The sequence below is a fragment of the Arthrobacter sp. SAFR-179 genome (genome assembly GCF_059414945.1).
Genome location: NZ_JBPFDM010000002.1, coordinates 160,633 through 185,902, shown reverse-complemented (window position 1 = coordinate 185,902; position 25,270 = coordinate 160,633). Strand labels below are relative to the sequence as shown.

Genomic DNA, 25,270 nt, shown 5'->3' with positions numbered 1-25,270 from the left:
AACGCTAGAGGGACCTCCGGACCTCGCGGGTAGCTGCGGCCTTCTTGAGTGCGTTTGGTGACGTAGTCCCTGTTCCGGGATCGTGGACCATCCGTGTCATCGTGATGGTGTGCAAGGCCCGATTGAGGCGCCTATCACCGCCCCGGTTGAGCCTGTGCCGGACAGTGTTACCGCTCGAAGCTGGCAAGGGACTCACCCCGGCCAGGGAGGCGAAGGCAGCTTCACTGCGAACCCTTCCCGGACGCGACCAGACTGTCACGCAGTAGCGACCGTGACAGCCCCGGCGCCCACCATCTCCAACAACGGTGCAGCGGGGCTTTGCTGGATCAAATCTGTCATGCGCTTCTGGTTCACAGCCAGCTGAGTGGTCACTTCCAGAACGCGGCGCGCCAACCGAACTGCTTCCTCCCGGGGGCGTCGAAGCCCTGGAGCCCGATGCCTTAGAGCCGGATGCCCAGGAGGGCGTCCACCGCATCCTTAACCAGGGCGCGGTCTGCGGGGCTGGCAGCAGCACCGCCGTCGTTCGCGGACCGTGCCCAGCGCGAGACAGCGCCAACCGCTGCCGGCGCGTTGAGGTCCGCCGCCAGTGCCTCACGCATTTCGGCCAGCAGGGCCTGGCCCGAACCTTCCGGAGCGTGGTCGAGCGCCTTCCGCCAGGCTGCCAGGTCCGCCTTGGCAGCAGTGAAGCCTTCGTCCGTCCACGACCAGTCGGACCGGTAGTGGTGGGCAAGGATTGCGAGGCGGATGGCTGCCGGGTCTTCACCGGCGGCGCGAAGCTTGGAGACCAGCACCAGGTTGCCCTTGGATTTGCTCATCTTCTCCCCGTCGAGCCCTACCATCCCCGCATGCGCGTAGTGCCGGGCAAGCGGCACCTCCGCCAGGGAGTAGGCATGGCCGGCCCCCATCTCGTGGTGCGGGAAGATCAGGTCCGAACCGCCACCCTGCACCGTGAAGGGCGACGGCAGGTACTTCTGGGCAATGACGGTGCACTCGATATGCCAGCCGGGCCTGCCTGCGCCCAGGCTGCCACCGGGCCAGCTCGGCTCGCCCTGCCGTTCCACTCGCCACAGCAGCGGATCAAGGGCCTGCCGCTTCCCGGCACGGCCGGGGTCCCCGCCACGCTCGGCGAAAAGCTCCAGCATTTCGCTTTCACCAAGGTGGGAAATGCATCCCAGGGCCCAGGCGTCCGGTGCCGTTGACTGCTTGCCGGCCGCTTCGACGTCGTAATAGACATCTCCGTCGGGTTCCCCGTTGGTGCCGGCGACCCGATACGCGAGGCCCAGGCTGACCAGCCTTTCCACCTCGGGCACAATCAGGCCGATGGATTCGACCGCGCCCACATAGTGGTCCGGCGCCAGCACATTCAGGGCCTCCATGTCTGTCTGGAAGAGCTGCACCTGTTCGGCGGCGAGGTCCCGCCAGTCGACGCCGGTGGCGGTGGCGCGTTCCAGCAGGGGGTCATCCACATCCGTCACGTTCTGGACGTAGGAGACGTCGCCGCCGGCGTCGCGCCACGCGCGGTTCAACAGGTCAAAGGCCACATAACTGGCGGCGTGGCCCATATGGGTTGCATCGTATGGCGTGATGCCGCAGACGTACATGGATGGCCTGGCTTCCCGTTCCAGCGCCACTTCGCGGCCTGCCGCAGTATCGAACAGCTGCAGGGCGGGCATGTTTCCGGGCAGGGCAGGAACGGGGCGGGAAGTCCAGGATTTCACAAGCCAAGCCTAGTCCTAGGCGCTGATGACCCCGAAACCGAGCAGGAGGTACAGGGCCAGTCCCAGGAAGATCCGGTACCAGACAAAAAGCCGGTAGCTGCGGGTGGACACGAACTTCAGGAACCAGCCAATGATGACGTAGCCCACTACCAGTGCGATGACGGTGGCGAGGGCGGTTTCCGGCAGGCCAAACGGACCGGAGATGCCCTCCTTGGTCACCACCTTGTACAGCTGGTAGAGCCCGCTGCCGAAGACCGCGGGGATGGCGAGCAGGAATGAGTACCGCGCCGCAGCTTCACGGGTGTACCCCATCAGCAGGCCGGCGGTGATGGTGCCCCCGGAACGGGAGACGCCGGGAATCAGGGCCAGGGCCTGCGCCAGCCCGTAGAGGATGCCGTGCTTGTAGGTCAGGTGGGTAAGGTCCCGTTTCTGGGTGCCCACGGCGTCGGCCACAGCGAGGAAGAGTCCGAAGACGATCAGCATGGTGGCCACGATCCACATGCTGCGGAGCACGGATTCGATTTGGTCCTGGAAAAGCAGGCCCAGCACGATGATGGGAAGGCTGCCCAGGATCACCAGCCAGCCCATGCGGGCATCGGGATCGTGCCGCGGCACCCTGCCCCTGAGGGAACCTGCCCAGGCTTTGACGATGCGCACGATGTCGCGCCAGAAAAAGATCAGGACGGCGGTCTCAGTGCCGAGCTGGGTGATGGCCGTAAACGCCGCGCCCGGGTCCTCCGCGTTGGGGAGGAACTCCCCCACGATCCGCAGGTGTGCGCTCGATGAAATAGGTAGAAATTCGGTCAGTCCCTGCACTAGGCCCAGCAGGGCCGCTTCAAACCAGTTCACGCTAAGACCCTACGGCATGGCAGGAGGGCATCTGCCCGTAAGCTTGCTGCTATGCAGCAGCGTTACGTGGGGAACAGTGGATTGCGAGTCTCTGCCCTCTCCCTGGGCACCCGGTCCTGGGGCGGGGAAACTGATGAACAGGACGCGTCCGAGCTGCTGCGTACTTTCCTTGACGCCGGCGGCCGGCACGTGGACACCTCGGCGTCCTACGCGGGCGGGGGCTCGGAGGCGATCCTTGGCTCGCTCCTGGGTGATGTTGTGTCCCGGACTGAGATTTCCATCTCCACCAAAGCGGGGATGACGACGCCGGACGGGCGCCGTGCGGTGGACACGTCACGCAACGCAATGCTCACCGGACTTGACGCGAGCCTGGCCAGGTTGGGCACCGACTATGTAGACCTCTGGTTTGCCGAGGCGTGGGATGGCAATGTTCCCCTCGATGAAACGCTGGCTGCGCTGGAATTCGCGGTACGGACCGGGCGGGCGCGGTACGCCGGAATTTCGAACTTCAAGGGCTGGCAGGCGGCGAAGGCCGCGGCCACCAGCAGTGTGCCGTTGGTGGCTGTCCAGGCCGAATATTCCTTCCTTGAGCGGACTGCAGAGGCGGAACTGATCCCGGCAGCCGAGGACGCCGGGATGGGCCTGATGGCCTGGGCTCCGCTGGGCAGGGGTGTCCTTACCGGGAAATACCGGGGCGGCATTCCCGGAGGATCACGCGCGGCGTCGGCCAGCGAAGCGGCCTATGTGGAGCCTTACCTGGAGGAGAAGCCATCGCGCATCGTTGATGCCGTGTGCATGGCGGCCAACGGCCTGGGCCGGAGCCCGCAGGATGTCTCGCTGTCATGGCTGCTGTCACAGCAGGGAGTTGCCACCGCCATTGTGGGCGCCCGCACACCTGTGCAGTTGAAGGAGATCCTCGACGTCCAGCCCGCGCCGCTGCCGCCGCAGATTGCGCGCGCCCTGGAGGATGTTTCCGCCTTTTAGAGCCGGCCGCATTCGACCGGGGCTGCTATTCCTCGACGATTTCCAGGTCCTCGTCCTCATCCACGTCGGCTTCTTCGTCCTCTTCGTCCTCGTCGTCAAAGACCTGCAACGGAGTGACCTCGTTGTAGGCCTCGTAGAGCGCGTCCTCGTAAACTTCGAAGGCATCGGCAACGGCGAAGAAAGCTGACTCCACTGAGGGGTCACCGTCCCCGCGGCGGTTCGATGCTGCTATAAGGTGTTCTTCCAAAGCGGTGGTCAGGGACGAAAGCGCGACACGCGGATCGATGCTCATGACTTCACGTTAGCCGGAAAAGGACGAAAATGGAGAGCAAATGAAGGAACAATTTCTCACCAGCTCGGTCCAGCGGGAGCGGGATTATTTGCGGCAGTACGAGTACCTCGTACTGACCGTCAGCCCTGATGACTCCCTGCCGGAGGCACGCCGGCGCCTGGTGGAACACTCCGAATACGGCAAGTGGGAATTGGAACGCAGCAAGCTCTACGTGGGCGGCGGCAGGCGCTTTTGGCTCCGGCGCCGGGTGATGCAGGTCCAGCGGACCGTCTAGGGAATGACAGTCCAGCGGACCCTCTAATTTTCCAGCGGGCCCAGCCAGGCGTTGGCCACGGTGTTGTGTGCGGATTCGTCGTCGGAGGGGTGGAACATTCCCGCGAGCACGTCCCGGTAGAGCCGCTCCAGCTCGGAGCCCCTGAAGTAGCTCGATCCCCCGCTGACGCGGATGGCGAGGTCCACCACGCGCCGCGCCGTTTCGGTGGCATTCACTTTCAGCCCCACCAGTTTGGGGAACCATTGGGCCCCGTGGTCGGCCAGGGCGTCGACGTCGGCCGTGACTGACCGGAGCTGCGGGTACAGGGTGTCCATGGCCATGGCAGCGTCCGCCACTTTCCAGCGGATGTCCGGGGCCTGTGCGTAGCTGCGTCCACCGTTCTTGAACGAGGTGCGGCGCTTGACCGCCTCCACGCCCACGGCCAGTGCGCGTTCACCCAGCCCGGTGTAGACGGCGGCCAGGAGGCTTTCGAAGCACGCGAAGATCGCGAAGATCAGCGGGTCGGCGTTGGGGCCGACAGGCAGCTTCCGGAAGATCCGGTCCGGCGGGACTGTCACGCCGTCAAGGACCGTAGTGGCGGACTGGCTGGCCCGCATGCCCAGGGTGTCCCAGTCGTCCAGGATCCGGTAGCCGGGCGTTTCACGGCTGATGAACCCGTGGACGAGCTCCCCGGCCCCGTCACGCGCAGCAGCATCCTTCCCGAAAATTCCCAACCGGGTCCAGGCCGGCGAGAGGCTGGTGAAGATCTTGGTCCCGGTGAACGAGTAGCTGCCATCCGGATCCGGCGTGGCCACCGTCCGTGAGTCAAAGAGGACTGAGTCGTTGCCCGCCTCCGAGTTGCCAAACGCGAAGAGTTCGCCCTGGGCGGCTTCCTTGAGGACGAAGGCCAGGGAGTGGTCGCCGCGGGCTGCGAGGACGTGCGCGACGCCGGTCCACACCAGGTGCATGTTGACGGCCAGCGCGGTGGCCGGGGCGGCCGTTGCCAGCCTGCGCTGGCACTGCGCCGCCGCTTCGAGCCCAAGGCCCGGGCCGCCGTCGGACGCTGGCACGAAAAGCTTCAGGTACCCTGCCGCCGCAAGCTCCCGCAGGTCCTCGTGGAAAAAGGCGTTGTCCTGATCGTACCCTGCGGCGCGGCCCCGGATGCGCTCCAAGAGCTCATCCGGCAGCAGGTCCTCTGGAGTCACGGTAGATCCCTCTTAGTAGTTGGTGAGCAGCGTGTTCAGCACCCGGGCGCCGAACTTGAGGGAGTCCGCGGGCACACGCTCGTCCACGCCGTGGAACATGCCGGTGAAGTCCAGCTCGTCCGGGAGCATGAGGGGTGCGAAGCCGTAGCCGGTGATGCCCAGCCGGCTGAGCGACTTGTTGTCCGTACCGCCGGACAGCGTGTAGGGCAGCACTTTTGCGCCGGGGTCCTCTTTGTGCAGGGCATCGATCATAGAGTCCACCAGGTTGCCTGCGAACGGGACCTCGAGGGAGACGTCGTTGTGGACATAGCTGACGTCCACTCCGTTGCCGGCGAGTTCGCGCACGATTTCGAGGACCTGCTGTTCCTGGCCGGGCAGGGTGCGGCAATCAACCAGGGCCTCGGCAGACTCGGGGATGACATTGTGCTTGTAGCCGCCCTTGAGGAGCGTCGGGTTCGTGGTGTTCTGCAAGGTGGCCCCGACGAACCGGGCCACGGTGCCAAGCTGGTTGAGCAGGAGATCAGGATTGTCGGCGTCGAACTCGACGCCCGTGAGTTCTGTCACTCCGTCAAGGAACTGGCGGGTGGTGGGCGTGAGCTCGATGGGCCACTTGTATTCACCGATGCGCGTTACGGCGGCTGCCAGGCGGGTCACGGCGTTGTCCGTGTTGATCTGCGAGCCGTGGCCTGCCCGCCCGTGTGCAACGAGCCGGAGCCAGGAAATGCCCTTCTCCGCCGTCTGCAGCAGGTAGGTCCGCTGCCCGCCAATAGTTGCGGAGAATCCGCCCACCTCGGAGATGGCCTCGGTGGCGCCTTCGAAAAGTTCCGGGCGGTTGTCCACGGCATAGCGCGCGCCGTAGACGCCGCCGGCTTCCTCGTCAGCGAAGAACGCAAAGATAATGTCCCGCTTGGGCTTCCTGCCTTCCCGGGCGAAGTTCCGCAGGACTGAAAGGATCATGGCGTCCATGTCCTTCATGTCGACGGCGCCGCGGCCCCAGATGAGGCCATCCTTCAGTTCCGCACCGAACGGGTCCACAGACCACTGGTCGCGAAGCGCGGGAACGACGTCAAGGTGGCCGTGGACCACCAGGGCACTGGCAGAGGGGTCCTCCCCTGCCATCCTGGTGACAACGTTGGCCCTGCCGGGGGCGGATTCGAAAATCTCCGCTTCCAGGCCCACTTCCTCAATGAGTCCTGCGGCATACTCTGCCGCGGCACGCTCCCCCGGCCCTGACCCGTCGCCGTAGTTGGAGGTGTCGATCCGGATGAGTTCCTGGCAGATCCGGACAACTTCATCCTCGGGCAGGACGTCAGGCATTGGAGGCTCCTTGGTAGGGAATGACTGCTTGGCACGAGCTGAATCGCTGTCCTCAGCCTACCTACTCGCCTCGATTCGTTGTTCCCGGAAAGTCATGTTAGAGTTTTTCTCGCTGCTTCGGAGAGGCGCGAAACGCTGAAAGGCGGGACGGCTTCCCGGATTACCACCTGCGCGGGTGGCGGAATGGCAGACGCGCTAGCTTGAGGTGCTAGTCCTCGAAAGGGGGTGGGGGTTCAAGTCCCCCTCCGCGCACAAACGGAAGCCCCGGAAAATCTGTGATTTTCCGGGGCTTTCCTGTATCACGAGCCATGCGAGGCCTGGTTCCAACCATGCATGTATGGGACGGTGCGGAGTTGCGTCCCGGATTCCCGCCTTTTAAGTCCTAGGCTTTCGGCATGAACCCCTTAGTGGCGATCGGACTGGTGCTCCTGGCCGCGATTGCCTGGATGGGCACCATCCTGACCTTACTGATTGCCTTGGTCAAGGCCCGGAGCCGGCCGGCCGACCCCAGGAGCGCTACCCAGACCATGGAGAACCTCAACTCCAATGAGAGGGTTACCCAAATTTAGGTGGGTGCCGGATGTCGCGGAGCTGACGCGGACCGTCCGGGAGAGCGCCCGCAATCACCAAACCACGCAGCGAGCAAGACCCGGAGTCAAGGTTCCAGGTGCTGGCCCGGGTGGTGGGAGAAGCCATCACATGGCCAGCTTGGGCGACCGCCACGGCTGTTGCTTTGAATCGCGGGCGTGGCGACCATGGGAAGCATGGACAAGAAAGGCCTCGGCGCCCGCCTGGCCGTTACGCTGTGCCTTCTGGTGCCGATAGCCGCCACGACGGGGTGCGCCTATGACTACCCGGATCCGGCGAGCACGCCGACAGCCGAACGCGGCCGCCCTGCGACAACTGACCCGTCACTGGTCACGGAATCAGCCACAGGACCCGCTGATCCTCTGGTCCTTCAGCGCGAAGCAAGAAACTACCAGGACCTGGACGCACTCCTGAAAGCCGTGCCCGGGCCGGTCCTCCTCTTCCAGGAGGGTCCAATGGATGGCCCGGCCAGAGGCTTTGGGGGCAGGGAACAGGTGCCAGTTGCGGGCCAGTACACGGTCACTGCTGCCTGCGTCGGTGCCGCCAGCGCCACCATCTTTATCCGGCAGGAGCATCCCACGGTCACCCTCTGGCCCGTCGAGCTCACAGCTGACTGTCCAGGAACCACATCCCAAGTCATCATGCTTCAGCAAGGCTACGTTTCCGCGCACCTCTCCCTGCCAAGCCCGGGCGATAGGCCCCGGACCGGGGCAGTCGCCGGAGTACGTGTGACCGGTTAAAGCCCTCACCCCGTGGTCGGCGCCGCTTCTCCACGAAGTTGAAAGGGCGGCGTCCCCGTTGTCTCCCATAAATTATGCTGTCCGGCGAGGGATCCAGGACCCATGTATAAGCCGCCCCTTAGTAGTCGATGGCTTTCCGGTCGATGGACTTGAGGGCGGCGAGGCGGGCTTCCACTTCGGTCTGCTCCCCGAGGTCTTCCAGGGACGCGAACCGGGCCTCCAGGGACGAAGCGGCTAGTTCCTGCTGGCCGCGGACAGTGGCTTCCTGCCGGCGGATGTTCTCCTCGTACCGGCCGATCGCCGACGTCGGGTCTCCGGCGTCAAGGGCCTTGAGCGCATCGTGGACCTGGGACTGGGCTGCGGCGACCCGGGAACGGTTGACCAGTTCGTTCCGCTTGGCGGTCAGCTCCCCGAGCTTGCCCCGCATCTCGCCCAGACCGTTCTTGAGCTTGTCGACGACCTGGTTCTGCGCGGCAAGATTTGGTTCCTGCGCTTTGGCAGTGGATTCAGCGGTCATCTGCCGGCCGATGGCGACCTTGGCCAGGGCATCGAACTTGTCAGCGTCCACGGCGTTCCCGGCGGCCCGGAACTCGTCGGCCTTGCGGGAGGCAGCGATCGCCTTACTGCCCCAGGTGTTGGCCTCGTTGACGGCGCGGGCGTGGTCTTCCTCGGCCATCCGGAGGTTGCCGATGGTCTGCGCCACCGCGGACTCGGCTTCACGGATGTTCTCCGAGTAGTCCCGGACCATCTGGTCCAGCATCTTCTGCGGGTCTTCCGCGGAGTCCAGAAGGGCGTTCAGGTTGGCCTTGGCCAGCTGGGCGACGCGGGCGAAAATACTTTGCTTCACGGGGATCTTTCTATTGGTGATGGATTTCGCATTTTATGTGTACGGCATCGACGGATGCCAGCACCTCGGAGCGGGTTGAAGGGATCGCCGCTGATTTCCAGGGACGCTCGGCTGATGGTTTCAGTGATGACGATGATGTCGTAGGTCCTCGTCCCCCGCCGTGCACATGGTGGCGTGAGCAGGTCAGCAGGAGGGGTAGCCTAGGTGCAGCCGCGCCAGAACGCGTGTTTGCCCACGTCAATCGAGGTTTACGGCCTTCTGCGCTTCACCGCTCATGAGGATGGCGCCCGGCTGCGCCGACAGGAAGAAGGAACTGTGCACAAAACCAAACCGCTATCTCTGGCGATGGCGGTGATCGCCGTCGCCGGCAGTGCCTTCCTTGGAGCCGGCAGCGCCCAGGCAGCATCCCAGGTGAACAACCCCTGCCAGCGGCTGTCCGCGGGTCAGGTCAAATACAACAGCTTCGGCGCCAACCGCGTCACGTTCGCCACCGCCACAAGCCGTGAATCCAACGTTGTCACCATCACCGGCTGCGTCCGGTCCGGCAACAGCTACATGCAGGAATGGCAGGACTGGGGCTACTCCGGCCTCAAGGGCTTCGCCCCGCCGGGATTGACTTGGGAGGACACCTTCAAGTCCCCCACCGGCTCATACAGTGTCACGGAGGCCCTTGGCCGGGCCAACCCCGGGACAGCTTTGGCGTACCACACGGTCAATGCGGACTCCCGATGGGGCGGGGAATATGGCCCCACCTACAACCAGTACTTCGAGGGCCGCGGCGGGCCCTCTGACGAGAACCTCTACACCTACATGAACCAGGGCTACTACGAGCAGGCGGCGGTGATCAACTACAACCGCCAGCCCGACATGAACACTGTGCAGGGCGCCTCCTATGCGATCTTCCTGCACGCCGGGAGGACCACCTCCGCCGGCTGCCTCTCCACGAGCCTGGATGTGGTCAACCGGTTCCTGCGAAGCAACCGGCCCGGAGACCGGATCATCATGGGAGCTGTCGATGACGTCTTCACCCCGTACTCATCCAACCCCTTCGGATCCATCACCGGGAAGTACTCCCAGACCGACGGGCCCGCCGGCGGCCTGGGCAGCCCGGCTTCCAATGAGACCGGCGGTTTGAGGAACGGCGGCGCCTTCCAGAACTTCCAGGGCGGAGCCATTGTCTGGTCTCCCGCCACGGGCCCGAAGCTCTCCGTAGGTGCCACCCGCAGCAAGTGGGGTGAGTACGGATTTGAGAACGGCCGCCTCGGCTACCCCGTCACCGATGAGGTGGCTGGCCTCAAAGGTGGCGGGGTGTATCAACTGTACGAAGGCGGAGCGATCCTGTGGTCGCCCGCAGGCGGAGTGCACATTTCCGTTGGCGCCATCCGTGACCGCTGGTCGGCTACCGGATTCGAGAACGGCTTCCTGGGCTACCCCGTGAGCGACGAAATCAGCGGACTGAAGGACGGCGGGCTCTACCAGGCCTACCAAGGGGGAGCGATCTTCTACTCGCCGAAGACCGGCGCGTTCGCCGTCGCCGGCGTGATCAACAGCAAGTGGCGGGAACAAGGGGCCGAGAATGGCGTGCTGGGCTTCCCCGTCACCGGCCAAAACGGGGGGATCAAGGGCGGCGGATCCTGGCAGGGCTTCGAAGGCGGCGCCATTATGTGGTCCCCTGCCACAGGCGCCTTCATCAGCAGCAACGGTCCCATCCGCGACAAGTGGGCCTCCACCGGTTTCGAGTCCGGCATCCTTGGCTACCCGGTCAGTGACGTCGTGACCGGACTCAAGGACGGCGGCGCGTTCCAGAGCTACCAGGGCGGCGCCATCCTGCTGACACCTGGCACCGGCCCAATCCTGTCCATCGGTTCCATCCGTAACGTCTGGGCCGGCCAGGGCTTTGAGCACGGCTCACTCGGCTACCCCACCACGGATGAGTACGCCATCTCCGGCGGCGTTGCCCAGAACTACCAGGGCGGCGTCATCTACCACGTGCCGAATGTCGGGACCTACGCCGTCACCGGGGACATATTGACCAAACACGAAGAGATGGGCCGCTCCCTCGGCGCGGCCGTCAGCCCGGAAGTGGCCATCAAGGACGGCGGCCTGTACCAGAACTTTCAGCGGGGCTCCATACTGTGGTCCCCTGCCAGCGGAGCCCATGTCTCCACCGGCGGCACCCGGGGTGCATGGGCACAGGCAGGATTCGAAAACGGCTACCTCGGCTACCCCACCAGCGATGAGATTCCTGTCGGCGGCGGCGTCAGGCAGAACTACCAGGGCGGGACCATCTTTTGGTCCCCACAGCTGGGCGCGTACTCGATGTCCTCGGACTACAGCTCCAAATTCGACGCCATCGGCGGCCTGGCGGCCCTGGGGTTTCCCGCGACCAACAAGGTGACCGGGCTGAAGGACGGCGGCTCGTACGTGAACTTCGAGAGGGGGGCGCTGATTTCCAGTCCGGCCACCGGCGTTCGGCTCTCAACCGGCAAGACCCGCGACGCCTGGGCGGCCACCGGCTTCGAGTTCGGCAGGCTCGGCTATCCGACGACCGACAACTACGTCACGGCCGACGGCGGGACCGGCCAGGATTTCCAGGGCGGACGGATCACCGTTCCCACCGGCGGCCAGGCCAGGATCGAGTACGGCAGCTTCTAGCCCTCCGGAGCGGCTGTACCAAGAAACCCTCCCCGCCTCCACGGGGAGGGTTTTTTGCTGTCACCTTGGGATGCAGGGCTTGGAGTAGCCGTTGAGCCGTCTACCGCATGAATACTGCGACAAAAAACTCGTCCTAATACCGCTGAGGCCAACCCCACTCCGGCCGGGAATCGAGTACTACAGTGGATGCATGGCTCCCAGCCGCCGTCCGCTCGATGACCTCCGCGAAACCATCGGCCATCTGGCCGATCAACTCAAGCTGCCTGGTTCAGAACGCGTCGACGACCTGGTCGGTGATCTCATCGGGGCAAGGCCGGGGCCGGCCAGGCCGCTGTCCGAGGTGCAGGCCGAGCTCGACGCGCTGGTGGGCCTGGAGACCGTGAAGGAACAGGTGCGGGCCCTCGTCGCACTGCTCCAGGTCCAGGCCCGCCGAAAGGCGCATGGCCTGCCGGAGGTGGCCACCTCACAGCACCTGGTGTTCCTCGGGAACCCGGGCACGGGCAAGACCACCGTGGCGCGGCTCCTGGCCGAGATGTACCGCGCGGTGGGACTGTTGCAGAAAGGCCACCTGGTTGAGGTCGACCGCTCGGGTCTGGTGGGACAGTACGTAGGCGCGACCGCCATCAAGACGGACCGGGTAATCCGGCGAGCGCTGGACGGCGTCCTGTTCATTGACGAGGCCTACGCGCTGGCCCCCGAGGACGGCCGGATGGACTTCGGTCCCGAGGCGATCGAGGTCCTGCTCAAACGGATGGAGGACCACCGCCACCGCCTGGTCGTGATCGTAGCCGGGTACCCCCGGTTGATGGAGGCCTTCCTGCTCTCCAACCCCGGCCTGCGCTCTCGGTTCGCCCGAGAGATCACGTTCCCCGACTACTCGGTCGACGCACTCCAGACGATCTTTCACCAGATGCTGGCGCAGCACGAGTACACGCTGGAGCCGGGGGCCGACCAGATGCTCCGCCGTATCCTCACCGGGCTTCACGCGGGCGAGGACTCCGGCAACGCCCGCTTCGCCCGCACCCTGTTCGAGCAGGCGCTCAACCGCCAGGCGCTGCGACTGTCGCTCGACGAGGAACAAAGCCTCGATGCGCTCGACCGCGAGGCTGTCATGACGCTCACCGCGGACGACATTGTCCAAGCCGCGCTGGCTCTGGGTGAGGAACCTGAACCTGAACCGACGCCGGAACCGGAGCAGCCGCGCTGGTGGCGCTGGCTGGTCTGACCACAGTCCGCCACGCTCCTTTTCGTGCCCCCGGGAAGAGGGCAGAGCTGGCGCCGCATGCTATTGCCACGCCGTCCGGACGAGCGGAAACTTGACTCATTGGGCTATGAAGTCAGCCGAACCATCGCGGAAAGCCACGCGCCATGTCCACCCCTGCTGGCCATCACCCAGCGCCTGACCTTCCGTTCGCGGGATTCCTGTCGAAACAGGCTCCCTGGATCTTCCGTCCATCACCTCACCTGCCGGCTGCCGTTGCGCGATGCATCGGCGACGAGGGTGATCGCTCGAGAAGCCTTCGCAGGAACGGTTCCACGTCTACGCAGACAGTCGAGTCATGAGCACGGTTCAGGCGGTAGCTTTGATATTCGTTGCCGCCTTCGTATGGATCGGCCTGACCATTCTCGTTCTCCTGGAGATGCGGCGCCGCAGGAAGGGCTCGTCGAGAGTTGCTTCAGCGCCGGCGCCTCCCGACCCCATCAGCTACCGGCCTCACAGGCCCTGGGGGCGCCCCCGACCCCTAACCAGTCCCACCCCGGCTCAAAGGCGACACAGGGTGAGGATCAGGAGAGTCCGCGGCTGACGACCCTCCCCCGGCCAAGGCGCAAAGGCAGCCCGCCAACCAGCCGGGCAGTCATCGATTCAATGGTCGACACGATCATATTGGAGCCAGCGATACTCGGGCGGCCGGGCTACCCGCCCGCCGGGCCTGAAGCATGGCCCCTGGGTCTCGGCTACCGGGGCAAAAATGTTCGAACTGAAATCAATACAGCGGCTGGCCGTAGCCCGCCGCCGGCGAGCCCCGGCATCACTTTGCCAGGGGCACTGCCGTCCGCACCGAACCGACGACGTCCAGGATTGCTTGGGTGGTGATTGCTGCGGCGTCAGGTTCGGCGACGAGCGCTTCATGGGACGCAAAATCGATGGTTTTGTGAAGGCTGTTGGCAGACAGCGTGGCCAGGCCGTTCTGCGAAGCCTCGTGCTTGGCGTCATTTCCGACGCCCGCTGTCAGGACGACAAGCGGTTTGCCCGCAAAGTCCTGCAACGATGCGGCTTCTTCCATCGAGGTGTTCGCTTGAACGTACTCGTCAAGAGTGCTGCGCATGTTGCCTGCGTCAGCAATATTGGCGCGGACTTCGCCCCGTTGATGTGGCGGGAGGCTGTTGACGTCCTCGAAAGGGGCATACAAACGCAGCGCACCAACCCGGCCCAGTATTGAGATGAAGGCCGTGACCCGGCCAAGGAGGTCATATCCGCCGCGGACTGCAACCGGCCGGGGCACCGGTGCTGGTGCGCGGTCCGTAGAGTCGATAAGTACCATGCCGGCGACCTCGTCCGGGTAGTTGGCGGCGAAGGTCTGCACGTAGAGACCGCCAAAGGAATGACCAGCCAGCACGTAGGGTCCCGGAACGTTTCCGCTGTGCAGCAGGGTGTGGAGGTCCGCAGCTATCTGTGTGGCGTCCTGGACTGTGTCGGCAGGCCCGCTCCAGCCCCTGCCGGCCCGATCGTAGACACACACCCGTGTCCGGCCGGAGACTGCAGTCGAAAGCAAGGCGTGGTTGGATGACATCTCACCGGCTCCGGGCTGGAGCACCACGGTGGGGCTTCCCGTGCCTGTGCAGTTGAGGTGCAGGCTGTAGCCGCCGACGTCCACCAGCTGGCCGGGCATTGGGAAGGCTCCCGCATCAGCCGCGGCGCCCAGGGTCTGGTAGGCGCCACCCAGCGAGGCAAGCCCCAGCACCGCGATGACCGGGTACAGCACCCATCGCCTGCTCCGGCTATGCAGTTGCCGGCGTGAACGGAAAAACATCCAGATCACCAAAGCCAGCAGGACGGGCGGCCACACCCAGCTGACCACGATATCCACCGGGGCGCCGAACCACGCCAACAGCAAACCGGAAACCCCCATGAAGAGTGCAGGTGCCACAGCCCACCGCTGCGGCTGGTCAGTGAAACGGACTGACAGAAGGGCCAACAGGCCCCACCCCACCGCAAAGCCGCACAAAACGGCACCCATGACCTCACTCTCACGCGCCCGGATGAAAGGGGCAGCGGCCAGCAGCATTCCAGCGAAGAGGCCTGCTGCCATTGTTCCGGCCACAACCCAGCCAATGCGCCATCCTGCTCCGGAACTCTGGCCGGATGGGTGTGTTCGACCACTGCGCAGGGGACGGGGGCCGGGAAGGGGCGTTCTGGGGGTAGCGGCCACGGTGGGCTCGATTCGTTGTAATGCGGCTCCGGGCGAGGACAGTCAATCCCCCACACAAATGGCACGTGCCGTCCCTTTGACTATAGGCCCGGATCGCAGGGTTTGACCCTGCTTTCCGTTGGGATTCCGATGCGTGCCCGGGAACGTCGAATCCAAGAGGTGCCGGGCCCAGTCTTGAGCGAAACTTGCGGCGAACGTGGGCTGCCGTTTCGGAACCGGCCTTACCGTTGAAATCAAGGTCCTGCTGCTGGGGCAGGGCCTTACACATAGGGACAGGGCCGGCGGCCAAGGTATCTCTGAGACCGGATGCCGCCCCCCCAATCGCCGCCGGCCCAAATCCCATGTCCCCGTGTGAGCCCGGCCTTCAGGATCAGGCCAGACGGGCCTTCACAATCTCGCTGACGGCCTTGCCGTCGAAGCGGCCGCCAATTTTGGGGGTAACGGATTTCATGACCGCGCCCATGGAGCGCATGGTCAGTTCCGTGCCATCCGCTGTCAGGGCGGCGATGACCTCATCGACGATCTGTTCAGCTTCCGCCCGGGTCAGGGCTTTAGGGAGGTAGGCTTCGATGATCTCAGCTTCGGTGATCTCCGCCTGGGCCCGGTCGTCGTGGCCGGCAGAAGAATAGGTGGCGGCGGTGTCACGGCGTTTGGCCGCTTCCTTCTGCAGGAGGGCGGTGATCTGTAGGTCGTCGAGCTCCACCGGGGTTTTGCCGGATTTTTCCCGCGTCTCGATTTCGCCCAGGACGTTGCGCACAGTTGTCAGGCCAACCTTGTTGCCCGCCTTCATGTGGACGATGACATCGGCCTTCAGCTTTTCCTTCAGTGACATGGGTCTGACTCATTCTCTCGTTGCAGATGGGAGCTATAGGGATGCCGCGGCCGGCAGTCCAATACCACCGGACGCACTTTTGCGGGAGCCGGACCACGGCCACGGCGAGCGCGCCCTCGTTTGGGACGATCCTGCATAAGCCTATTCCCGCCGGCCCGGTTGGGCGTTTCTGCTTTGAACCTTTTCGGTTCCGTCTACCAGCAGCGGCAGGTTCATGCCCGGCCGTAGGCTAGTTTGAAAACCGCAGCGGCCTGTTCCCCGGGCCCGGAAGGAGCGCCGAGTGGACAGCACGGTTGGCAGGTGGTTTCTGAAGTGGGCTGAGTGGGGCAGCGCTGCATCGGATGTACATGCTGCCGGTACGGAATCCGGCCCCTGGTCAGAAGGCAATCTGGTGCGTCCCCTGATTCATGGGGCATCCTACTTTTCCAGGCTGCATGAGGAGCTGTCGGTGCTGCAGGCGGGAGACCGCGTGTGGTTCACGGACTGGCGCGGCGATGCCGACGAGCAACTGGAGGCAGGCGGCACGACCATTGGCGGGTTGCTCGCAGGGTTGGCGCGCTCCGGCGTGGAAGTACGGGGCCTTGTCTGGAGATCCCATGGCGAAAAGGTGTCCGCCCCTATCAGCGGCCGCTCGAATGAACTTCTCAGCCGGAAGATCAACGACTCCGGCGGCGAGGCGCTGTTGGATCAGCGAGTGCGTCTCTTCGGCTCCCATCACCAGAAGCTGGTGGTCATCCGCCGTCGTACCGATCCCTCCCGCGATGTGGCGTTTGTGGGCGGACTGGACCTTTCACACAGCCGTCGCGACAACGCAGGCCACACGGGAGATCCCCAGGCGGTAAAAATGGATTCCCGTTACGGGCAAAGGCCCCCGTGGCACGATGCCGCCCTTGAACTGCGAGGCCCGGTGGTTGCAGATGTGCTGGCGGTGTTCGCCGAGCGGTGGAACGATCCCCACCCGCTGGACCGGCGTACCCCGTACCGGATGCTGCTCCAGCGCCTTGCCCGTATGCCCAGGCATCCCAAGCCGCTCCCTGAGTCCGCTCCTCCCCCTCGGCCGGCAGGTCCGCATGCCGTGCAGCTCCTGCGGACCTACGGCGTGAAGCACCCGCCATTCCCCTTCGCACCACATGGCGAGCGGAGCATAGCGCGCGCTTACACGAAGGCGTTCGCCCAGGCCCGTTCGCTCATCTACGTCGAAGATCAATATCTGTGGTCCACAGAGGTGGCGGCGGGAATCGCAAGCGCCCTGGAACGCAACCCCGGGCTGAACGTGATCATCGTTGTGCCCAGGTACCCGGACACCGATGGCCCGCTGAGTGGACCGCCCAAGCGCCTGGGGCAACTGCGCGCCATCAGCATGCTCCGCCGGGCCGCGCCTGACAGGGTAGGGATATTCGACCTCGAAAACAGCCAGGGGACTCCGATCTACGTCCACGCCAAAATCTGCATCATTGACGACACCTGGTTCACCTGTGGATCAGACAATTTCAACCGGCGGTCCTGGACCACCGACAGTGAGCTCACCTGTGCAGTAATGGACACCTCCGCCGACAGCACGCCGCATGCTGACTCCGGAACCTTCCCGCACCAGCCGCTCGCCAAGGAACTGCGGCTCGAGCTCTGGGCGGAACACCTGGGCCTTGAGAAAGACGATCCACGGCTCCACGGAAACGGGGCAGCACTGCAGCTGTGGAACAGCACGGCCGATGCCCTGGACCAGTGGCACAGTGAGGGCCGCCATGCGCCCCGCCCGGCAGGTCAGGTGCGCCACCATGTCACGGAACCCGTCCCGCCCCTCCACCGCCTGTGGGCCGATCCCATCTACCGGTTCCTCGTGGACCCTGACGGCCGGCCCCGCCGGCTCCGCGGCACGCCCCGGTTCTAGGGACACCCGCCGGCCGCGTGCCCGCTTCCAGCCCCGGGGCATGTCCCCTGACCCTTCCTGCCTCCTGGGCGGCAGGGGTTCGGTAGGTTTGAGGCGTAAAGCAAATGCATCCGGACGTGGGAGAAGACGTGAAGGCAATTGTGTACGGGGAAACCGGTCCCTCATCAGTGCTGCAGCTCCGGGACAAGCCTGTGACGGACCCAGGTCCGGGCGAGGTCCGGGTCCGTCTGGTGGTGTCGGGAGTGAACCCCACTGACTGGAAGTCACGGGCCGGAAGCGGCAGCAGCAAACTGGACACCGCCAAGGTTCCCAACCAGGACGGAGCCGGCCTTATCGACCAGCTCGGTTCGGGAGTGGCAGGATTCGGCCTGGGCGACCGTGTCTGGCTGTGGGATGTGGCCTGGGGCAGCAACGAAGGAACCGCGCAGGAATATGTCGTGGTGCCCGCCCACAAAGCAGTGGCGCTTCCCGACGCCGAATCCTTTGACACCGGCGCCTCGCTCGGGATCCCCGCACTGACAGCGCACCGGGCGCTGACGTCAAGGGAGGATGGACCGGCGAAGCTCTCCCCCGGCACCCTGGCGGGCCGGACCGTGCTGGTCACCGGCGGTGCAGGCGCGGTGGGCCATGCAGCCATCCAGCTGGCACGGTGGGCCGGTGCTGACGTCATCACAACCGTCAGCGGAGACCGGAAAGCGGAACTCGCCCTCCGCGCCGGCGCCGCCGAGGTCATTAACTATCGGAAGGCCGACGTCGTCCATGCCGTCCATGAGGCAGCCCCCGGCGGGGTGGACATGATCGTGGACGTCAACGCACCGGCAAACATCGACGCCGACCTGCACGTGCTCAAGCCTGGCGGCACCATCGCAATTTACGCCGCCAACCCCGGCGAATCACTCACGGTCCCCATCCGCGAAAGCATGACCAGGAATGTCCGCTATCAATTCATCCTCACTTACACGGTCACGGACGAGCAGAAACAGAATGCGGTAGCCGGCGTTGCCGAGGCCCTCGCCGCGGGCGCGCTCAGGGTAGGCGAAGAACATGGCCTGCCCCTGACGCGGTTAACCCTCGCGGAGACGGCCGCAGCCCACGATGCAGTGGAGCAGGGAACAGTCGGAAAGGTGCTTATAGACGTGGCACCGGCGCCCTGAAAAGGCAGTGGCACTATCGCGCCAACCGGTCCCTGGCAGCATGTTCAACCAGGACCGGTATGAACGCACGGACCCTGCCGGCGTCGAGCAGGCTGTGCTCCTGGTGCACCACGTCCTCAATGCGTTCCCGGGGCAGCGCGGGAAACCGTGCCGCAAGCCGGTCCACCACGCCAGTCAGCGCCCGCAACTCCTCGCTTACTCCCATCGGGAAAGTGTCAGGGTTCCGACGAACGCCGTCAAGACTTGACAGCCCGGCCAACTGACCGGCTGCGGGGCCTTCAGCGCAAGGCGTACGACGGCGGGCGCCTGGCTGGGCGTGCTTACCCGCCCCAGGTGCTCCACGCCGATGCACCCGGGGCGGGTCCGCCGTCGTCAATGCAGGTGCAGCCTGCGGCCGCGCGGATGCCGGGTCCGTGCCTGGGGATGGGAACCCGCGGCAACCGGACGGTACCCAATCCGCCGATTCTCCATGCGGAGTTCGCGCCGTTCCTGCCGGCGCGCTTTCCTTTCGGGCCGGTCAATGGCAGACAGGATGGTCAGCGTTATGGTGACCCATAAGAACGCCGACCCCAACACCAAAGCAATCACCAGCTCAGTGCTCATGCACCCAATTTTAGGCCCTCGGGCCCAAAGCCACCCCCTGCAGACCCGCATTAATGCGGCTCAAACCCGCAGGCCTAGAGCAATCCCAGCCCCCTGACGGCAGCCATGACGTCGGGAACCTGGACGGCAAGCAGGGCAGGGTCCGGCTGGGCCGCGAACGTGTCCCCGCGCCGCAATTCAGCGCGGGTCAGGACAACGTGGGGTCCCGGGGGCGGCCCCCAGATTTCCGGCGGTGCCGGTCCAAAAAGCACGACGGAAGGAGTGCCGTAGGCGGACGCCAGGTGTGCGGCGCCGGTGTCGGCAGAGACCACCAGGCGTGCGGCCGCGATGGTGGCCGCGAACTCCCCGAGGCCCAGCACACCGGCCAGCATGGTGGTGCCCGGGAGCCCCGCCAGCCGGCATACTTCCTCGGCGCGTTCCCTTTCCGAGGTCCCGCCGGTGAACACCACCTGGTGCCCGGCCTCTGCGAGCGCCGCTGCCACCGCCGCAAAGCGTTCCGCCGGCCACAGCCTGCTGCCGTAGGCAGCCCCGACGTGGAGGACCGTTGCGCCGGGGACGGGACTGGGGACGTGGGGCGTGTTCAGGCCTACATCCAGCGGGTCCGCATCGATGCCATGCCACTCCAGGAGCCTCACCCAGCGTTCGCGCTCGTGCAGTTCAGGCCGCCACGGCGGGCCCTCCCGGAAGGCGCTGCGGTGGCCAACGGTCTGCCTGGCCTTCAGCGCCTCAATCCGCCCCTGGCTCTCCGGGCCGCTGCCGTGCAGGTTCACGGCCACATCCACCAGTCCTGGTTCCATCGCCAATGGCTCGTCCAAGCCGTGCGTGGGGAACAGTTCGTATCCGCCCACCAGCCCCAGTGCTTCCGACAGCCACCCCTGCGCCGCATAGCGCAGCCGGTGTTCGGGAAACGCACGCCGGATGCCTTTCAGGGCAGGTACGGCCACCAGCAGGTCGCCCAGCTTCAAGGCCCGCAGGACCAGGAGCTCCGGTTTACCGTCAGCGGGAAGCCGCTGGCTGGCTTGCTCCGCTGCCGCCGGGCCGCTCATGCGTCCTGCTTTGCATATACCGTGGCAGCGAGGCTGCGGACATCCTCGTAGACCTCCTGCACGCCGATAGCCGCCACCATGGAGTCGTCATGGATGCACCGGGGTGCGGTCCAGCCCACCTGCGTCACGTCAATGCCGCAGGTGGGGCAGGCCGTAACCCAGGAAGCGTGCACGCGGTGCAGGCTCCGGCCCAGCGCACCCGCGTTGATGACGTTGCCGGCCCAAAAGATACCCACCGTAGGCACGCCCAGCGCCTGGGCGAGGTGCCGGGGGCCACTGTCATTGGCAACCACCACGTCTGCTTCCGCCAGCAGCGCCACAAGCCCTTCCATATCCAGGGCGCCGGCAGCGGAATGGACAGCCGCCGCCCCCGCCCGGGACGCGATCCCCTCCGCGAGATCCTGCTCGCTGCTGTCGCCTATGATGACCACCTGCGAGCCGTCGGCTGCGCAGGCTGCGGCAAGTTCAGCGAACTTTTCAGCGGGCCAACGACGGCGGGGGTCAGTGGCGCCGGGATGGATTACCACCAGCGGACCGTCGCCACCGCCGTTGCCGGCTTTGTGGGTTGCCAGCCCGGCAGCGGGTGCCAGCCGGGCTTCGAGATCGACAGGGAAGGCGCCGGCGAAACCGGCCACTTCCAAGGCCCTGAGTGGTTCGTGCTGGTAATAGAGGTAGGGAATGGTGCGCTCCAGGCTGGCCGCATCGGCGGTCCGTGTCCCTACGGTGTGGCGGGCGCCGAGCCGCAGCAGGAAGGGATTCGAATAGCGGCCGCCGCCATGCAACTGGACAGCGAGGTCGAAGCTGCGGCCGCGCATGTCAGCAAAAAAACGGTCCAGTTCAGCTGAATCTTCTTCCCCGGGCCGGACTCCTTCGGCGAAAGGCAGGACTACCACCTCATCCACCGGGCTTTCCAGGGCTCCCAACAGCGCCTTGTGGATGGGGGTCCCCAGCAGTGTGATGGTTGATCCCGGATACGCCGCCTTCAACGCGGCCATCGCCGGGATGGCGAAAATCAGGTCGCCCAGGCCCCCACCACGCAGGACCACAATCCTCGACACGTCGATGAACTTCTCCAGCACAGGACCGACGCCCACGCCGATTTGTCCTGCACCTCCGAACTCTGCCGTGAGTTGTTCCACACACTGCCCCTTCCGTCATGCAGGGGGACCGGCACACTGTCCCCGCACTGCCCATGCAGCCACACTGCGCTAACAAAGCCTGCGGCTTCTCCTTTGAACCTTTACCCAATAGGCAGCGGATCTACCCTCCCTGTTGGGGAATACCCGCCCTATGCTGTACGTTTCATACCCGACAGCCAATCAAAGAAAAGAGAAGCACCCAAAGTGGCAACCGATTACGATGAACTGCGTTCCGACGTCAAGGAATCGCAGGACAACTCACTCGAGCAGCTCCAGTCAGCAAATGCTCCCGACGCCCGCAGTGTTGTGCAGGAGTTGGACGAGGCTGACGGACTGGACGGCGCCGGCGTCCCTGGCGGCGAATTTGTCGCTGAGGAGCTCGTAGTCCAGGTCATCCCGCAGGCCGAGGATGAGTTCACCTGCTATTCCTGCTTCCTGGTCCGCCACCGGTCGCAGATTGCCCGTCAAAAAGACGGCCACAGCTACTGCACCGAGTGCGAAGGATAATCAAGAACCTTCCCGGGGCGGTAATCCCAACGATACGTCCCAAGCCGAAAGGCACGCCGCACACGGCGTGCCTTTCGGCTTTAAGCCGGCGCCCAGCTGGAGTGCGTAGCGTTGGAGAAGACAATTACGACGCCGACCGGCAGCCAAGGAGGCAACGGTGGACAGCGCAGCCAGCTTATGGAACGCCTTCACCTCAGCGTTCACTCAGTCAGAGGTGCCAAACATCACGTGGGTGGAGATGCTGCTGTCCCTGGCTGCCGCCGTCGCGCTGTCCATACCGCGCCGCACCTGGCGCTACTTTGGGCTCCTGGCCACTGCCATTCATGAACTGGGCCACGCGTTCGCGGCGGTGACGTCCGGGCAGCGGCTGTCCGGAATCCGCCTCAGACTGGACCATTCCGGCACCACCACCTCCTACAGCAGGAGCAGGGTTGCGACGGCCTGGTCCTGCTTCTGGGGGTATCCGGTACCCGCAATGGCCGGCGCCGCTTTTGTATGGTGCGGGCTCCGCGGGTGGGGCCCCGCCGCCATGGCCGTCAGCGCGCTGGTCCTGGCTGTATCGCTCATCTTCCTGCGCAACCTGGCCGGTTTCCTCATCACTGCCGCCGCCATTGCCGCCGCGGCCGCCCTGACAATCCTTGCGCCGGCATCAGTCGTGGGCCATGTGGCCGTCATCTTCGGCCTTGCACTCCTGGTGGCTGCTGTCCGCGACCTGCTCAAACTCACCCAGGTCCACGTCCGGCGTCGGGGAAGCCTTGGGACCTCCGACGCCTACCTGCTGTATCGGGCCACGTCTGTTCCCTCCGTGGTGTGGATTGCCCTGTTCACCCTCCTGGTGGCGGGGTCCTGGCTGGTCGCCTGGCAGCCCGTCTCGGTAATCCTGTTGGAAGGCGCCTGGAACCGGTAGGTGGCGCATAGGCTTGGGGCATGAGCCAGGAAACGCACAGTACCCGAGGAGCCTATGTGACCGGCGGTGCCGAATTCACCCGGGACACCAATTACATTGAGGACCGGATCACCAGGGATGCCGCTCCGGGGAGCAACGGAGAACCGGGGTGGCCGGTGGAAGCAGGCCGGTACCGCCTCATCGCCGCCCGCGCCTGCCCGTGGGCAAACCGGACGGTCATTGTCCGCAGGCTCCTGGGGCTGGAAGAAGCGATCTCGCTGGGCCAGCCCGGCCCCACACACGACGCGCGGTCCTGGACGTTCGACCTGGACCCCGGCGGAGTTGATCCGGTCCTTGGCATAGAGCGCCTTCAAGAGGCCTATTTCAAACGTTTTCCGGGTTATCCGCGGGGAATCACCGTGCCTGCCATCGTGGATGTGCGCACCGGCGAAGTCGTGACCAATAACTTCCCCCAGATCACCCTGGACTTCTCCACCGAGTGGACCGAGTTCCACCGGCCAGGTGCGCCGCAGCTCTACCCGGAACACCTTCGGGACGAAATCGACCAGGTCAACAAGCGCGTCTTCACCGAGATCAACAACGGGGTCTACCGATGCGGTTTCGCCGGTTCCCAGGAAGCGTATGACACGGCGTACGACCGCTTGTGGACTGCAATGGACTGGCTCGAAGACCGCCTGTCGCGGCAACGCTACCTGGTGGGCGACACCATCACCGAAGCAGATGTGCGCCTGTTCACCACACTCGCCAGGTTCGACCCCGTGTACCACGGCCACTTCAAGTGCAACCGGCAGAAACTGAGTGAGCTGCCCAACCTGTGGGGCTACGCACGGGACCTGTTCCAGACGCCGGGTTTTGGGGACACCATCGACTTCGTGCAGATCAAGCAGCACTACTACATCGTCCACGAGGACATTAATCCCACCGGCATTGTTCCTGCCGGCCCGGACCTGGGTGGATGGCTGGAGGACCATGGCAGGGAGTCCTTGGGCGGCCGTCCATTCGGCGACGGCACGCCGCCGGGGCCGGTGCGCCAGGGCGAAGAAGTCGCGCGGGGACACGGAGCTTCCCGCTAAGCTGATCACTTAGCAGGAAACCGCTTTCCTCCTACACTGGAGGACATGCAGACATCTCTTGGTTTCGTGGCCGACGGGTACGAAAATGTCCTGGCCTTGTTTGAGTCGTTCCTTGCTGAGGACCCCCGCTACAGCGCGCAGCTTGCCGCCTACCGGCACGGGGTACCGGTAGTGCGCCTGACAGGTGGCCCCGACATGGGTGTCGAAACCCTGACCGGAGCCTATTCCTGCTCAAAGGGGGTTGCGGCCATGGTCATCGCCCTGCTTGTTCAGGATGGTGTCCTTGACCTGGACAAGACAGTCGCCCATTACTGGCCGGAATTCGGCGCCCAGGGAAAGGACAGGCTGCTGGTCAGGGAAGCGTTGTCGCATCAGGCGGGGCTGATGGGTGTCGAGGGCGGATTCAGCCTGGACGAGTTCACCACGCCCGCTGCCGCGGCACGCCTTGCCGCTGCCGCTCCGTCCTGGGAACCCGGGCGGCAGTTCGGCTACCACGCCCTGACCATTGGAATCCTGATGGAGGAGCTGTGCCGCCGTGTCACAGGCGAGGCGCTGCAGGATATGTACCACCGCAGGATCCGGAAGCCGCAGGAAGTGGATTTCTTCCTGGGGCTCCCGGAGGATCTTGAGCCGCGATACCGGGACGTGCTCTACGAGGAAGGCCCCGGCCAGGTTTGGATTGACCCGCTCAGCCTCGAAGGCCTCAACAGCAATGCGCCCGTCAGCACCATCATGGAGCTGCCGAACAACCCCGGCGTCCGGGCCGCCGGAATGTCCGCCGCCGGCGGGGTGGGCTCAGCGGAGGGCCTGGCGCGGCTCTACGCCGCCGCGACCACAGGTGTCGACGGCGGGCAGCCGTTCCTGACGAGCCGGACGGTGGAGGCCATGAGCCGGGAACAGGTGTGGGGCCTGGACCGCTCTTCCGGCCTGGACAACGCCTTTGCCGTCATCTTCATGAAGCCCCACCCGTCGCGGAATTTTGGCAGCCACCGGGCTTTCGGCCACGAGGGCGCCAACGCGGCGATCGGTTTTGCGGACCCCGCCTACGGGCTGGGCTTCGGCTACATCCCGCGCCGCCAGGAGGAAGGCCGCACGCCGGGAAGGGCGCATCGCCTGGCAGCGGAAGTGCGGCGTTCCGCAGCCGGTTTGTCCTGACGGGCCTCCGGCCCTACTGTGGTCCGGATGGGCAATACTCAAGCACGACCGGATGCACGGTGGGCTCGGGGGACCCAACTTCTCAAA

25 protein-coding genes and 1 tRNA gene are annotated in these 25,270 nt (G+C 65.2%); 13 read left to right on the top strand and 13 right to left on the bottom strand.

Going from position 1 to position 25,270, the window contains the following annotated elements; translation table 11 throughout:
* Positions 1 to 4: 4 nt before the first annotated feature.
* From ACR65K_RS05235 to ACR65K_RS05225, 3 genes are read right to left on the bottom strand one after another with little or no spacing between them, the layout of a single operon-like run.
* Positions 5 to 475, bottom strand: a complete 471-nt coding sequence (locus ACR65K_RS05235) for a transposase (protein ID WP_082566762.1) — start codon at positions 473 to 475, stop codon at positions 5 to 7.
* Positions 441 to 1,718 (bottom strand): cysteine--1-D-myo-inosityl 2-amino-2-deoxy-alpha-D-glucopyranoside ligase, encoded by a 1,278-nt coding sequence (gene mshC / locus ACR65K_RS05230; protein ID WP_056333885.1) that lies wholly within the window; start codon positions 1,716 to 1,718, stop codon positions 441 to 443. The genes ACR65K_RS05235 and mshC overlap by 35 nt, the downstream gene beginning before the upstream one ends.
* A 15-nt stretch (positions 1,719 to 1,733) precedes the next feature.
* A complete protein-coding gene (locus ACR65K_RS05225; protein ID WP_056333882.1) occupies positions 1,734 to 2,567 on the bottom strand; it encodes an undecaprenyl-diphosphate phosphatase in 834 nt (277 codons plus the stop codon).
* Positions 2,568 to 2,618: 51 nt separating this feature from the next.
* Between ACR65K_RS05225 and ACR65K_RS05220 the strand changes: the two genes are divergently transcribed.
* Complete coding sequence (locus ACR65K_RS05220; protein WP_056333879.1) at positions 2,619 to 3,551, top strand: aldo/keto reductase; 933 nt, start codon at positions 2,619 to 2,621, stop codon at positions 3,549 to 3,551.
* 25 nt (positions 3,552 to 3,576) lie between these two features.
* Here ACR65K_RS05220 and ACR65K_RS05215 read toward each other — a convergent pair whose 3' ends face one another.
* Complete coding sequence (locus ACR65K_RS05215) at positions 3,577 to 3,843, bottom strand: hypothetical protein (RefSeq protein ID WP_056333876.1); 267 nt, start codon at positions 3,841 to 3,843, stop codon at positions 3,577 to 3,579.
* Positions 3,844 to 3,883: 40 nt separating this feature from the next.
* On the opposite strand from ACR65K_RS05215, the gene ACR65K_RS05210 reads away from it, so the two are divergent.
* Entirely contained in the window at positions 3,884 to 4,117 is a 234-nt protein-coding gene (locus ACR65K_RS05210; protein WP_018771130.1) for a DUF5703 family protein, read from the top strand.
* A gap of 23 nt (positions 4,118 to 4,140) precedes the next feature.
* Here ACR65K_RS05210 and ACR65K_RS05205 read toward each other — a convergent pair whose 3' ends face one another.
* Entirely contained in the window at positions 4,141 to 5,301 is a 1,161-nt protein-coding gene (locus ACR65K_RS05205) for an acyl-CoA dehydrogenase family protein (protein WP_440151616.1), read from the bottom strand.
* Positions 5,302 to 5,313: 12 nt separating this feature from the next.
* A complete protein-coding gene (locus ACR65K_RS05200; RefSeq protein ID WP_440151615.1) occupies positions 5,314 to 6,618 on the bottom strand; it encodes a M20/M25/M40 family metallo-hydrolase in 1,305 nt (434 codons plus the stop codon).
* Positions 6,619 to 6,787: 169 nt separating this feature from the next.
* On the opposite strand from ACR65K_RS05200, the gene ACR65K_RS05195 reads away from it, so the two are divergent.
* From ACR65K_RS05195 to ACR65K_RS05185, 3 genes are all read left to right on the top strand, one after another.
* Positions 6,788 to 6,870, top strand: a tRNA-Leu gene (locus ACR65K_RS05195).
* A 143-nt stretch (positions 6,871 to 7,013) separates the two neighbouring features.
* Positions 7,014 to 7,187 (top strand): hypothetical protein, encoded by a 174-nt coding sequence (locus ACR65K_RS05190; RefSeq protein WP_440151613.1) that lies wholly within the window; start codon positions 7,014 to 7,016, stop codon positions 7,185 to 7,187.
* Between the two features lie 195 nt (positions 7,188 to 7,382).
* The gene (locus tag ACR65K_RS05185; RefSeq protein ID WP_440151612.1) at positions 7,383 to 7,946 is read left to right on the top strand and encodes a hypothetical protein; all 564 of its coding nucleotides are present in this window, start codon (positions 7,383 to 7,385) and stop codon (positions 7,944 to 7,946) included.
* Between the two features lie 118 nt (positions 7,947 to 8,064).
* Here the strand turns inward: ACR65K_RS05185 and ACR65K_RS05180 are convergent, their stop codons facing one another.
* On the bottom strand, positions 8,065 to 8,793 hold the full coding sequence (locus ACR65K_RS05180; protein WP_440151610.1) for a PspA/IM30 family protein: 729 nt from the start codon (positions 8,791 to 8,793) through the stop codon (positions 8,065 to 8,067).
* 315 nt (positions 8,794 to 9,108) lie between these two features.
* On the opposite strand from ACR65K_RS05180, the gene ACR65K_RS05175 reads away from it, so the two are divergent.
* Together ACR65K_RS05175 and ACR65K_RS05170 are read left to right on the top strand one after the other, a co-directional pair.
* Entirely contained in the window at positions 9,109 to 11,448 is a 2,340-nt protein-coding gene (locus ACR65K_RS05175) for a hypothetical protein (protein ID WP_440151608.1), read from the top strand.
* Between the two features lie 190 nt (positions 11,449 to 11,638).
* Positions 11,639 to 12,673 (top strand): AAA family ATPase, encoded by a 1,035-nt coding sequence (locus ACR65K_RS05170; protein WP_440151607.1) that lies wholly within the window; start codon positions 11,639 to 11,641, stop codon positions 12,671 to 12,673.
* Between the two features lie 805 nt (positions 12,674 to 13,478).
* Here the strand turns inward: ACR65K_RS05170 and ACR65K_RS05165 are convergent.
* Both ACR65K_RS05165 and ACR65K_RS05160 read right to left on the bottom strand, forming a co-directional pair.
* On the bottom strand, positions 13,479 to 14,759 hold the full coding sequence (locus ACR65K_RS05165; RefSeq protein ID WP_440151606.1) for an alpha/beta fold hydrolase: 1,281 nt from the start codon (positions 14,757 to 14,759) through the stop codon (positions 13,479 to 13,481).
* Between the two features lie 490 nt (positions 14,760 to 15,249).
* Positions 15,250 to 15,711: a GatB/YqeY domain-containing protein gene (locus ACR65K_RS05160; protein ID WP_056333858.1), complete on the bottom strand. Its 462-nt coding sequence runs from the start codon at positions 15,709 to 15,711 to the stop codon at positions 15,250 to 15,252.
* A gap of 448 nt (positions 15,712 to 16,159) precedes the next feature.
* On the opposite strand from ACR65K_RS05160, the gene ACR65K_RS05155 reads away from it, so the two are divergent.
* Together ACR65K_RS05155 and ACR65K_RS05150 are read left to right on the top strand one after the other, a co-directional pair.
* Positions 16,160 to 17,599 (top strand): phospholipase D family protein, encoded by a 1,440-nt coding sequence (locus tag ACR65K_RS05155; protein ID WP_440151604.1) that lies wholly within the window; start codon positions 16,160 to 16,162, stop codon positions 17,597 to 17,599.
* 128 nt (positions 17,600 to 17,727) lie between these two features.
* Positions 17,728 to 18,753, top strand: coding sequence for an NADPH:quinone reductase (locus tag ACR65K_RS05150; RefSeq protein WP_440151602.1), 1,026 nt, complete (start codon positions 17,728 to 17,730; stop codon positions 18,751 to 18,753).
* A 13-nt stretch (positions 18,754 to 18,766) separates the two neighbouring features.
* Here the strand turns inward: ACR65K_RS05150 and ACR65K_RS05145 are convergent, their stop codons facing one another.
* The 4 genes from ACR65K_RS05145 to ACR65K_RS05130 form a co-directional block, all read right to left on the bottom strand.
* On the bottom strand, positions 18,767 to 18,958 hold the full coding sequence (locus ACR65K_RS05145; protein ID WP_056333853.1) for a three-helix bundle dimerization domain-containing protein: 192 nt from the start codon (positions 18,956 to 18,958) through the stop codon (positions 18,767 to 18,769).
* Between the two features lie 167 nt (positions 18,959 to 19,125).
* Positions 19,126 to 19,356 (bottom strand): hypothetical protein, encoded by a 231-nt coding sequence (locus ACR65K_RS05140; protein ID WP_056333850.1) that lies wholly within the window; start codon positions 19,354 to 19,356, stop codon positions 19,126 to 19,128.
* Positions 19,357 to 19,430: 74 nt separating this feature from the next.
* Positions 19,431 to 20,402 (bottom strand): glycosyltransferase family 9 protein, encoded by a 972-nt coding sequence (locus ACR65K_RS05135; protein WP_056333847.1) that lies wholly within the window; start codon positions 20,400 to 20,402, stop codon positions 19,431 to 19,433.
* Positions 20,399 to 21,541, bottom strand: a complete 1,143-nt coding sequence (locus ACR65K_RS05130; RefSeq protein ID WP_056333844.1) for a glycosyltransferase family 9 protein — start codon at positions 21,539 to 21,541, stop codon at positions 20,399 to 20,401. Before ACR65K_RS05130 ends, ACR65K_RS05135 begins: the two co-directional genes overlap by 4 nt.
* A 204-nt stretch (positions 21,542 to 21,745) precedes the next feature.
* Here ACR65K_RS05130 and ACR65K_RS05125 point away from each other — a divergent pair, with 204 nt between their 5' ends.
* The 4 genes from ACR65K_RS05125 (at position 21,746) to ACR65K_RS05110 (ending at position 25,183) form a co-directional block, all read left to right on the top strand.
* A complete protein-coding gene (locus ACR65K_RS05125; protein WP_018761323.1) occupies positions 21,746 to 22,048 on the top strand; it encodes a DUF4193 domain-containing protein in 303 nt (100 codons plus the stop codon).
* Positions 22,049 to 22,205: 157 nt separating this feature from the next.
* Complete coding sequence (locus ACR65K_RS05120; protein WP_056333841.1) at positions 22,206 to 22,955, top strand: M50 family metallopeptidase; 750 nt, start codon at positions 22,206 to 22,208, stop codon at positions 22,953 to 22,955.
* A gap of 20 nt (positions 22,956 to 22,975) precedes the next feature.
* The gene (locus tag ACR65K_RS05115; protein WP_056333838.1) at positions 22,976 to 24,028 is read left to right on the top strand and encodes a glutathione S-transferase family protein; all 1,053 of its coding nucleotides are present in this window, start codon (positions 22,976 to 22,978) and stop codon (positions 24,026 to 24,028) included.
* 45 nt (positions 24,029 to 24,073) lie between these two features.
* On the top strand, positions 24,074 to 25,183 hold the full coding sequence (locus ACR65K_RS05110; RefSeq protein WP_056333835.1) for a serine hydrolase domain-containing protein: 1,110 nt from the start codon (positions 24,074 to 24,076) through the stop codon (positions 25,181 to 25,183).
* The last annotated feature ends 87 nt before the right edge of the window (positions 25,184 to 25,270 follow it).

What these genes read in the sequence shown, in the direction of transcription:
- ACR65K_RS05160 (WP_056333858.1), bottom strand. Translation starts at nt 15,711, where the DNA reads ATGTCACTGAAGGAAAAGCTGAAGGCCGATGTCATCGTCCACATGAAG.
- ACR65K_RS05165 (WP_440151606.1), bottom strand. Translation starts at nt 14,759, where the DNA reads ATGGCAGCAGGCCTCTTCGCTGGAATGCTGCTGGCCGCTGCCCCTTTC.
- ACR65K_RS05115 (WP_056333838.1), top strand. Translation starts at nt 22,976, where the DNA reads ATGAGCCAGGAAACGCACAGTACCCGAGGAGCCTATGTGACCGGCGGT.
- ACR65K_RS05215 (WP_056333876.1), bottom strand. Translation starts at nt 3,843, where the DNA reads ATGAGCATCGATCCGCGTGTCGCGCTTTCGTCCCTGACCACCGCTTTG.
- ACR65K_RS05135 (WP_056333847.1), bottom strand. Translation starts at nt 20,402, where the DNA reads ATGAGCGGCCCGGCGGCAGCGGAGCAAGCCAGCCAGCGGCTTCCCGCT.
- ACR65K_RS05190 (WP_440151613.1), top strand. Translation starts at nt 7,014, where the DNA reads ATGAACCCCTTAGTGGCGATCGGACTGGTGCTCCTGGCCGCGATTGCC.
- ACR65K_RS05220 (WP_056333879.1), top strand. Translation starts at nt 2,619, where the DNA reads ATGCAGCAGCGTTACGTGGGGAACAGTGGATTGCGAGTCTCTGCCCTC.
- ACR65K_RS05185 (WP_440151612.1), top strand. Translation starts at nt 7,383, where the DNA reads ATGGACAAGAAAGGCCTCGGCGCCCGCCTGGCCGTTACGCTGTGCCTT.
- ACR65K_RS05145 (WP_056333853.1), bottom strand. Translation starts at nt 18,958, where the DNA reads ATGGGAGTAAGCGAGGAGTTGCGGGCGCTGACTGGCGTGGTGGACCGG.
- ACR65K_RS05140 (WP_056333850.1), bottom strand. Translation starts at nt 19,356, where the DNA reads ATGAGCACTGAGCTGGTGATTGCTTTGGTGTTGGGGTCGGCGTTCTTA.
- ACR65K_RS05200 (WP_440151615.1), bottom strand. Translation starts at nt 6,618, where the DNA reads ATGCCTGACGTCCTGCCCGAGGATGAAGTTGTCCGGATCTGCCAGGAA.
- ACR65K_RS05110 (WP_056333835.1), top strand. Translation starts at nt 24,074, where the DNA reads ATGCAGACATCTCTTGGTTTCGTGGCCGACGGGTACGAAAATGTCCTG.
- ACR65K_RS05170 (WP_440151607.1), top strand. Translation starts at nt 11,639, where the DNA reads ATGGCTCCCAGCCGCCGTCCGCTCGATGACCTCCGCGAAACCATCGGC.
- ACR65K_RS05235 (WP_082566762.1), bottom strand. Translation starts at nt 475, where the DNA reads ATGCGGTGGACGCCCTCCTGGGCATCCGGCTCTAAGGCATCGGGCTCC.
- ACR65K_RS05210 (WP_018771130.1), top strand. Translation starts at nt 3,884, where the DNA reads ATGAAGGAACAATTTCTCACCAGCTCGGTCCAGCGGGAGCGGGATTAT.